This window comes from Streptomyces blattellae (assembly GCF_009709555.1).
In the GTDB taxonomy this organism is placed as follows: Bacteria; Actinomycetota; Actinomycetes; order Streptomycetales; family Streptomycetaceae; genus Streptomyces; species Streptomyces blattellae.
The window spans coordinates 46,464-54,732 of sequence record NZ_WJBG01000139.1 but is presented as its reverse complement, the minus strand read 5'-3'; the positions used below and the strand labels follow the sequence as shown (position 1 = coordinate 54,732).

The window sequence follows — 8,269 nt, the reverse complement described above, 5'->3', positions numbered from 1 at the left end:
CTAGGAGCGTGTCTCAGTAACGGGCAACTGGCCGGGAGGTCGTGATCGGCGGGATCGGTCGCGGTGGTCCGGTCAGCGCCTGTGGGGCCGACGGGCGGGTCGGTCGGGCCGGGATTTCGGCCCGCGGTGGCCGGGGCGGCCCGGTTGGTCAGTCGGCCGCGGCGGCGAGGCCGGTCGGTCCGGCGTGGCGGAAGATCTTGCGGAGGTTGTGGCAGGCGGCAAGCAGTCGCCACTCGCCGCGGGCGCCGTCTTCGCCGCGCAGGAGGAGCCGGCGGCCGTTGTGGCAGGTCATGATCTGTCCGAAGACGGGTTCGACGATGGCCTTGCGGCGGGCGTAGGCGGCCCGGCCGGGCTTGGTCCGCAGCTTGCGGGCCATGCGCTCCTTCAGCGTGGCGTCCTTGGGGATGCGTCCGCGTGGAGCGGGCGGAACCTGCTCGTCGTGGGCCAGTCGGCCGGTGGCCATGAACGTGTCGGTGCCGCAGGCCAGTTGGCGGTCCTTGGCGGCTTCGAGGTTGGCTTCCGAGCAGTATCCGGCGTCGACCAGCGCCTGCTTGGGGTGGGCGCCGGTGTTCGCCGCGGACTGGTCAAGCATCAGGGTGTAGTTCAGCGCGTCCGAGGGGTTGCACGTCACGTCGGCGGCGGTGATGACCTGGTGTTCCTCGTCGACTACGGCCTGCGCGTTGTAGGCCTGGATGTAGGCGCCGTCGCTGTTCTTCATGATCCGCGAGTCGGGATCGGTGAAGTTGGCCTGCGCCTTGGGCTTGGGCCGGGCCCTGGCGGCGGTCGCCTCGCCGGCGTCGGTGACGGCCTGCTCATCACTGGTGCCGGCGCGCTGCTGACGGCGGCGTTCCTTGTCCTCGGCATGCTTGCGGGCCTTGTCGGCGGCCTCGGCCTCGATCTGCGCGCGGGCGGCCTGCAGCTTCGCCAGGCGCTTTTCACGCCGGTCCAGTTCGGCGGGCAGGTCCACCTCCTTGCCGTCCACGCCGAAGACCTGGTCCTCGGCTTCGTCGGCGGCCTCCGCGTCGGCCAGCAGTGCCTGGGCCTTCGCTTCCAGCTGGGCGATCTCGGCCTCGATCCGCTCTTCCTTGTCGACCAGGCGGCCGTAGCTCATCGCCTTGTGCTTGGAGGCACTGGCCTCCAGCTTGGTGCCGTCCAGCGCGACGCGGCCCATCTTGACCAGGCCGAGTCGCATGGCCAGGTGCAGCGACTGGGTGAACAGACCGGCCAGTGCGTCCAGGTGGCGGCGGCGGAACCGGGCGATCGAGCGGAAGTCGGGGGCCTGGCCGGCGGCCAGGAACCGGAACGCGACGTCGTCGGCCATGCGGCGCTCGATCGCCCGGGAGGAGCGCACCCCGGTGGTGTAGCCGTAGATCAGCAGCCGCACCATCAGCCGGGGGTCGTAGGGCGGGTAGCCGCGCTTTTCGGTGTAGTCCGCCAGGACCGGTCCGAGGTCGAGCACCTCGTCGACCAGGTCGGCGACGAACCGGGCCGGGTGGTCCTCGGGCAGCCAGTCATCCAGCGACGGCGGCAGCAGCAGGACCTGATGCGGGTCGAACGCCCGGAACGTCTTGTCCACCGCCACCGCAGGACCCATCGGCCGCTTCTTCTCGACCGGCTCGACCTCGAACAGCCCATCCCCACCATGCATACCGTGATCATCCCGCACCAATGATCACGAACCATAGGCGGGTTGCCCGTTACTGAGACACGCTCCTAGCCGCGCTTGGACTGGCACTCTACGTACCCGTAGTAGACCAGGTCGCCGCCCTCGAGGCCGAGCCACCGTGTCTTGGAGTTATACACGTTTCCGTCCTGCTGTCGGCACTGTGCTTCCAGGCCCGGACGGTCCGCCTCCGCAGCCGCAAATGTCGAACGATAGGGTCCGTTGATGGTCCACGTGGCTGCCTGCGCGGGTATGGCCATGACGGCCGTGAGCACCGCGGCACCTATCCCGCTCACCGCCACGGCCCTGGCCAGCCGCCTCCGCCGCCTGGTTCCGGTCACTGCCTCAGAACTCATCTCGCGTCTCCCAAATCTTTGTGCACACCGCGGAATTCCGCGGTGTGGGCATGTTCGTGCGTAAAGAGCCAGTTCAGGATAGCGCTCGCTGTCGCATGCCAGATGACCCGCAAAATCAGGAATCCCGTCGGGAAGGGCTCCGCTCAGGCAGGAACCCACTCGCCCGCACCAGGAACGCGGCGAGGTCCAGCACACCCCACGCCGTTCGGGGTGTGCGCAGTGTCAGTATGTGTGGCCAAGACTCACTTCCGGGCACTGATGAGGAACGGTTGCGCACATGGGCATTCTCACTCTCCTGCGGAACGCGTTCGGCCGGTCGCGCAAGGGGCGCACGGCCGAAGCAGAAGGCGCGACACCTTCGCCGGAGTCACAGCCGACGGTTCCTTCCCCGTCCACCCCCGAACCCCAGCCGACCGCCGCTGCGCAGGTACCGGAGCCGCGAGTGGCCGAGCAGGCCGAGCAGGCCGAGCAGGCCGAGCAGGCCGAGAGAACGGAAAAGGAAGAGCACGAACTGGTCGCAGCCGCCTTCGACAACGTCACGGTCCCCCAGCCGACGAGGTCGACGGAGACGACAGCGCCTGAGGAGCCGGTGACGGAGGAGCGGGTGACGGTCACCGAAGAGCCGGTGCCAGAGACGCAGGAGCCGCAGGCCCAGGAGCCGGTCGTCGAAGAGCCGGTGACTGAGGAACCAGTGGCGGTCGCCGAAGAGCCGACGGCTGAGGAACCGGCGGTGGAGAAGCCGACGGCTGAGGAACCCACGGCTGAGGAACCGACCGCTGAGAAGCCCACCGCCGAGGAACCGGTGACGGTCGCCGAAGAGCCTGCGGCGGAGCCGGTCGTGGAGCCGGAGCCGGTGACTGAGGAGCCGGTGATCGACGAGCCGGTCGCTGAGGAGAAGGCCCCCGAGGACAAGGCCCCCGAGCCGACCGTGGACGAGCCGGTCACGGAGCAGCGCGAGCCCGAACCCGAACCCGAGCCCGCGGCTGCCGCCCCAGTCGAACCGCTCGCCGCCGACGGCGAGGACGCCCCACAGGGGCCACCCGCACCCGGCGACGAAACCGGCACGGGTGGTGCGGGTGGGAACAACCCGGCCGAAGGCGAAGCCGAGGCCGAACCGCACCCCCAGCCCGTCCCCCCCACCCTCCTCACCGCCTACACCGCAGCCCGCGAAACCCTCACCGCCCACAACCTCACCGGCACCAAGGCCCCGGCCAAGGCCAAGGTCTACCTCGTCCTCGACCGCTCCGCCTCCATGCGCCCGTACTACAAGGACGGCTCAGCCCAGGCCCTCGGCGACCAGACCCTCGCCCTCGCCGCCCACCTGGACCCCGACGCCACCGTCCACGTCACGTTCTTCTCCACGGAAGTGGACGGCACCGGCGACCTCACCCTCACCGACCACGCCACCAAGATCGACGACCTGCACGCCTCCCTGGGCCGCATGGGACGTACGAGCTACCACGCGGCCGTGGAAGAAGTGGTCACCCACTACGAGAAGTCGGGTGCCAAGACCCCCGCCTTCGTGATCTTCCAGACGGACGGCGCCCCGGACGCCAAGACCCCCGCCACCCAGTCCCTCACCGACGCCGCGAAGAACCACCCGCACATCCACTTCGCCTTCGTCGCCTTCGGCGAGCATGACAACAAGGCCTTCGACTACCTCCGCAAGCTGAAGACCGGCAACACGTCCTTCTTCCACGCCGGCCCCACCCCGAGGGAACTCACGGACACGGAGCTCTACGAGGGCGTACTCGCAAACTGGCGCCCATAAGGTCCACGATCCACGACCGCCCGCTCCACCCGGTAAAACAGGAAGCGGGCGGCCCACCCATGTCGGCTACGATTTCAAGGTTCGCAAAGAAGCAAGAAACCGACCTGGGAGCAGCCCCCGATGGCTCGACACCTCATCACCAGCGCCCTTCCGTACATCAACGGGATCAAGCACCTGGGCAACATGGTGGGGTCCATGCTCCCGGCGGACGTGTACTCCCGCTACCTCCGCCAGCGCGGCCACGACGTCCTCTACATCTGCGCGACGGACGAACACGGCACCCCGGCAGAGCTGGCCGCGAAGGAGGAGGGCCTCCCGGTCGACGAGTTCTGCGCCCGCGCCCACGACCAGCAGAAGGCGATCTACGACGGCTTCAATCTGGCCTTCGACTACTTCGGCCGCAGTTCGTCCCCCCAGAATCACGAGATCACCCAGGAGATCGCCCGCGAGCTGAAGGCGAACGGCTTCATCGAGGAACGAGCCATCCGCCAGGTGTACTCGATCACGGACGGCCGTTTCCTCCCGGACCGCTACATCATCGGCACCTGCCCGCACTGCGGCTACGACAAGGCCCGCGGCGACCAGTGCGAGAACTGCACCCGCGTCCTGGACCCCACCGACCTGATCGACCCGCGCTCCGCGATCAGCGGCAGCAGCGACCTGGAGATCCGCGAGACCAAGCACCTCTTCCTCCTCCAGTCGGCGCTGGCCGGCGAGGTGGAGTCGTGGGTCGACGAGCGAGCCGACAACTGGCCGGTCCTCGCCTCGTCCATCGCCCGCAAGTGGCTCACCGAGGGCCTGCACGACCGCGCGATCACCCGTGACCTGGACTGGGGCGTCCCGGTGCCCGGCGACACCTGGCCGGACCTCGCCGCCGAGGGCAAGGTCTTCTACGTCTGGTTCGACGCCCCGATCGAGTACATCGGCTCGACGAAGGAGTGGGCCGACCAGGACCCGACCGGCAACCGCGACTGGCGCTCCTGGTGGTGGGAGTCGGAAGCGGACGTCCACTACACGCAGTTCATGGGCAAGGACAATGTCCCCTTCCACAGCGTGATGTTCCCGGCGACCCTGCTGGGCACCAGGGCGCCGTGGAAGAAGGTCGACGTCATCAAGGCCTTCAACTGGCTCAACTACTACGGCGGCAAGTTCTCCACCTCGCAGAGGCGAGGCGTCTTCACCCACGACGCCCTCGACATCCTCCCCGCCGACTACTGGCGCTACTTCATGATGGCGAACGCCCCCGAGTCGGACGACTCGTCCTTCACCTGGGAGCACTTCACGGCCACGGTGAACAAGGACCTGGCGGACACCCTCGGCAACTTCGTCAACCGCGTCCTGTCCTTCTCCCGCAAGCGCTTCGGCGACGCGGTCCCGGAGGGCGCCGAGCCGGGCGAGGCGGAGGCGAAGCTCGGCGCGGAGATCGCCCGGCTCCTCGCGGAGTACGAGGAGCACATGGAGGCCATCCAGTTCCGCAAGGCGGCGGCCTCGCTGCGCGCCCTGTGGTCGGCCGGCAACTCGTACCTGGAGGAGAAGGCCCCCTGGCTGGAGATCAAGACCAACAAGGACGGCGCGGCCCTGACCCTCCGCACGGCGATGAACCTGATCCACCTCTACGCGGTGGTCTCGGAACCCTTCATCCCGACCACGGCGAAGGCCATGCGTGAGTCCTTCGCCCTGAAGACCGACACGGCGACCTGGGTGACGCCGGACGAGGCCCGCGCCCTGTCCTCCGTCCCGGCCGGCACCCCCTTCACGGTCCCCCCGGTCCTCTTCGCCAAGCTCACGGACGACGACCTGGAAACATACAAGGAGCGCTTCGGCGGCGCACCGGCGTAATGAGAAGTCACTTCCCCGACGCGTACGCCACGAAGTCCGCCCACGCCTCCGCTGCCAGTACGAGGCGGGAGCCGGCGTCGCGGTACTTGGAGTCACGGACGTGGATGGTGCCGGGGGGGTGGCGACCTCGATGCAGGAGTCGCCCTCCGGGCCATCGCTGTAACTGCTCGGCGGCCACTCACGGCCGCGTCCCCGGCCGGAACTTCCAGCTCCTGCTCTACGTGGTCGGCGACACCCTCCGCATCGAGGTCACCGACACGCGCGGTGACCGGCATCCGCACGCCCAACCCACCACCCCCGACAGCGAAGCCGGCCGCGGCCTGACCCTTGTGGCCGCCCTCGCCGACCGCTGGGGAGTGACCCAAGGGCTGCCCCCGCGCAAGACGGTCTGGGCGGAGTGCACCGCGCACTACGGCATGTGAACAAGGTGTCACAGCAGGTGAGTTCACCCGGTAACATCGAGATGTGACGCACCCGACGGGTGCGTCCTCCCTTCACTCCGGGCCCCTCCTCTTCGGGGCCCGGCCCGACGAGAGCGGTCCCGGGACTGTGACTGGCCGCCTCACGTCGAAGGGAGGACGCCCCCAGATGGGCTGTCACGAGGAGCAGAAGCCGACTTTCGTCATGCGGCTCATCCGACTCCTGCCGGAGCGGGCGGCGAAGCACGCGAGGAGGTGGCTGCTCTGGTGGCTCACCAGGTAGCCGGATATCCCCATCCAGTCTGGGGACATCCGACAGGCTCCTGCTGAGCCGGGCTCCCGTCCGGAGTTAGCAGCTCCGGCGGGGGCCCACCTGCATCGGCCACTCAGCAAGTAGCCGGATATCCCCCCGGTCCTGGGGATATCCGACAGGCTCCTGCTGAGCTTGGGCCTGGGCCTCCGCACGGATTACCGATCCGATGCGGGGCCCTCCTCGTCTCCAAGTACAGCACACCCCACCCCGGACCGGCACCCGGTCTCTCCAGGCCCCCACAGCCGAAACACGACAGCCCAGACTCCGGTCCGACCTGCGCTCCCTATCCACCACCCACTGGGGAGAAAGCACCCCACCAAGCCCCACCCCTCCCTCCCGCCGGGCAAACTCACTCCCGCGAGTGAATATGCCCAACTCGGCTGGATTCGGGACCGGTTGCCTGCCTTACGTTCACCGCAGCACAACACAACCGCAGACATGCGACGGCCCCCGCCGGGACGGCAATCCCAGTGCGAGGGCCTGACCACCGAGGAAGTAGGGCTTCCTGATGGACACCGAAAACCCTAGCGCGCCCCCGCGCGCCCAGTCCCGTATCCCGGGCAAAAACCACCCCCACGCGCGGCCTCAATCCGGCGTCATTCACGACAACGCCCGCCACACCGAGAACTTCACCGTGATCGGCAACGACCTCATCCAGCACCGGGAACTGTCCGGGCTCGCCATCGGGCTGGCGTGCTACATCCAGTCCGTTCGCGCGGGCACCGCCGTCGACATCAAGACCCTCGCCGACCGCTTCCCCGAGGGCCCCACCCGTATCGCCGCCGCCCTGCGCGAACTCGAAACCCACGGCTACCTGCGCCGCACCCGCGAACGCACCCCCACCGGCCGGATCGTCACCCGCACGGTCTCCTGCAACAGGCCAGGACACCGGAGGAGCACCCCCTCCGAGCCCTCCGAAAGGCGGCCCGCCCGACGCGCGGCTCCGGACAAGCCACACCCCCGCAAGCGCCTCCCTGCCGTACCGCAGCCCTCGAGCCGTCCTCACCGACATCCACTCCACCCCCGAAGGCCCGCGCTACGCGACCCGCAAGGACTTCGTCCACGGCGAGGACGTCACCATCGGTGACTGGACCATCTCGACCGACAACCTGCCGCGCTATAAGGACAAGACCGGCGAACAGCACTGAGCGGGGCTTGTCCGACAACATCGAACTCGGTGTGGTGCTCCGTGATCCTCGCCTGGTGGAACCTCTCATCGACCATTTCCACTGGCTGCTGACGCCCGAAAACAGAGTCATGCGCCGGGTGTGATCGATCCGCGTAGGGCAACCGGGACCATCCGGGGTTGGGCAGATCGACAAGGCTGCCGTGAATTTTTCGGTGGTCAGATGGTCAACTCATGGGCGGGACGCCGACATTGCCACGGGACATACGTATGGTTTGCGCCATGGCAGTCCCTGAGGTCATCCCGATCGCCTATGAGCCGCACGGCCGTACGGAAGCGATCGGTCGCTACGCGGACGGGCAGTTCCTGGGGTCGGTCACCTACGCCTTCCCCACCGGGTTCCACCCGGACGACGGCTGGGAGAAGCACAAGCGCCTCTACTCGGCGCTGCACCTGTTCGACGCCGCGGGACGCCACCGCCACTCGGAGATCTGGTGCGCGGGTACCTGGGCCGAGCAGCAGCGCTCCCCGCGCGGCCCGGACTCGGTCCTGGCCCGCGCACGGGCCCATCTGGCGACCCTGCTCAGGGCGCTGCCCCGGCGCACCTACACGGACATAGCCGTCCGCCCCTTCCAACTCACCTTCGACGACGTCCTCTTCGGCCTGCTGACCGGAGAGGACGAGGGCGAGCCCTGGGCCGAGCTCTACCCGGACCACCTCGGCTTCGGCCCACCCTGGGACGGCCTGTACGACACCTGAGCGCATCGGCGTGCCTGACTCAA

6 protein-coding genes and 3 pseudogenes are annotated in these 8,269 nt (G+C 68.5%); 6 read left to right on the top strand and 3 right to left on the bottom strand.

All coding sequences use genetic code 11. The features are described 5' to 3' along the window. Positions 1–148: 148 nt before the first annotated feature. Positions 149–1,576: an IS1182 family transposase gene (locus GFH49_RS14655; RefSeq protein ID WP_456243052.1), complete on the bottom strand. Its 1,428-nt coding sequence runs from the start codon at positions 1,574–1,576 to the stop codon at positions 149–151. A 720-nt stretch (positions 1,577–2,296) separates the two neighbouring features. Between GFH49_RS14655 and GFH49_RS14650 the strand changes: the two genes are divergently transcribed. Next, positions 2,297–3,790 (top strand): VWA domain-containing protein, encoded by a 1,494-nt coding sequence (locus GFH49_RS14650; protein WP_155056310.1) that lies wholly within the window; start codon positions 2,297–2,299, stop codon positions 3,788–3,790. Between the two features lie 120 nt (positions 3,791–3,910). Continuing rightward, a complete protein-coding gene (gene metG, locus GFH49_RS14645; protein WP_155056309.1) occupies positions 3,911–5,629 on the top strand; it encodes a methionine--tRNA ligase in 1,719 nt (572 codons plus the stop codon). Between the two features lie 7 nt (positions 5,630–5,636). Here metG and GFH49_RS14640 read toward each other — a convergent pair. After that, positions 5,637–5,806: pseudogene (locus GFH49_RS14640) on the bottom strand (DUF397 domain-containing protein); the annotation flags it as partial. Between the two features lie 44 nt (positions 5,807–5,850). Between GFH49_RS14640 and GFH49_RS14635 the strand changes: the two are divergent. After that, entirely contained in the window at positions 5,851–6,051 is a 201-nt protein-coding gene (locus GFH49_RS14635; RefSeq protein ID WP_230396294.1) for an ATP-binding protein, read from the top strand. Between the two features lie 174 nt (positions 6,052–6,225). Here GFH49_RS14635 and GFH49_RS40985 read toward each other — a convergent pair whose 3' ends face one another. Further along, positions 6,226–6,360 (bottom strand): hypothetical protein, encoded by a 135-nt coding sequence (locus GFH49_RS40985; protein WP_268867499.1) that lies wholly within the window; start codon positions 6,358–6,360, stop codon positions 6,226–6,228. Between the two features lie 509 nt (positions 6,361–6,869). Between GFH49_RS40985 and GFH49_RS14630 the strand changes: the two are divergent. From GFH49_RS14630 to GFH49_RS14625, 3 genes and pseudogenes are all read left to right on the top strand, one after another. Then, positions 6,870–7,355: pseudogene (locus tag GFH49_RS14630) on the top strand (helix-turn-helix domain-containing protein); the annotation flags it as partial. Further along, a pseudogene (locus GFH49_RS40110) lies at positions 7,354–7,509 on the top strand (Uma2 family endonuclease); the annotation flags it as partial. The pseudogenes GFH49_RS14630 and GFH49_RS40110, both read left to right, overlap by 2 nt. A 260-nt stretch (positions 7,510–7,769) precedes the next feature. Continuing rightward, entirely contained in the window at positions 7,770–8,246 is a 477-nt protein-coding gene (locus GFH49_RS14625; RefSeq protein WP_155056307.1) for a hypothetical protein, read from the top strand. Positions 8,247–8,269: the final 23 nt, after the last annotated feature.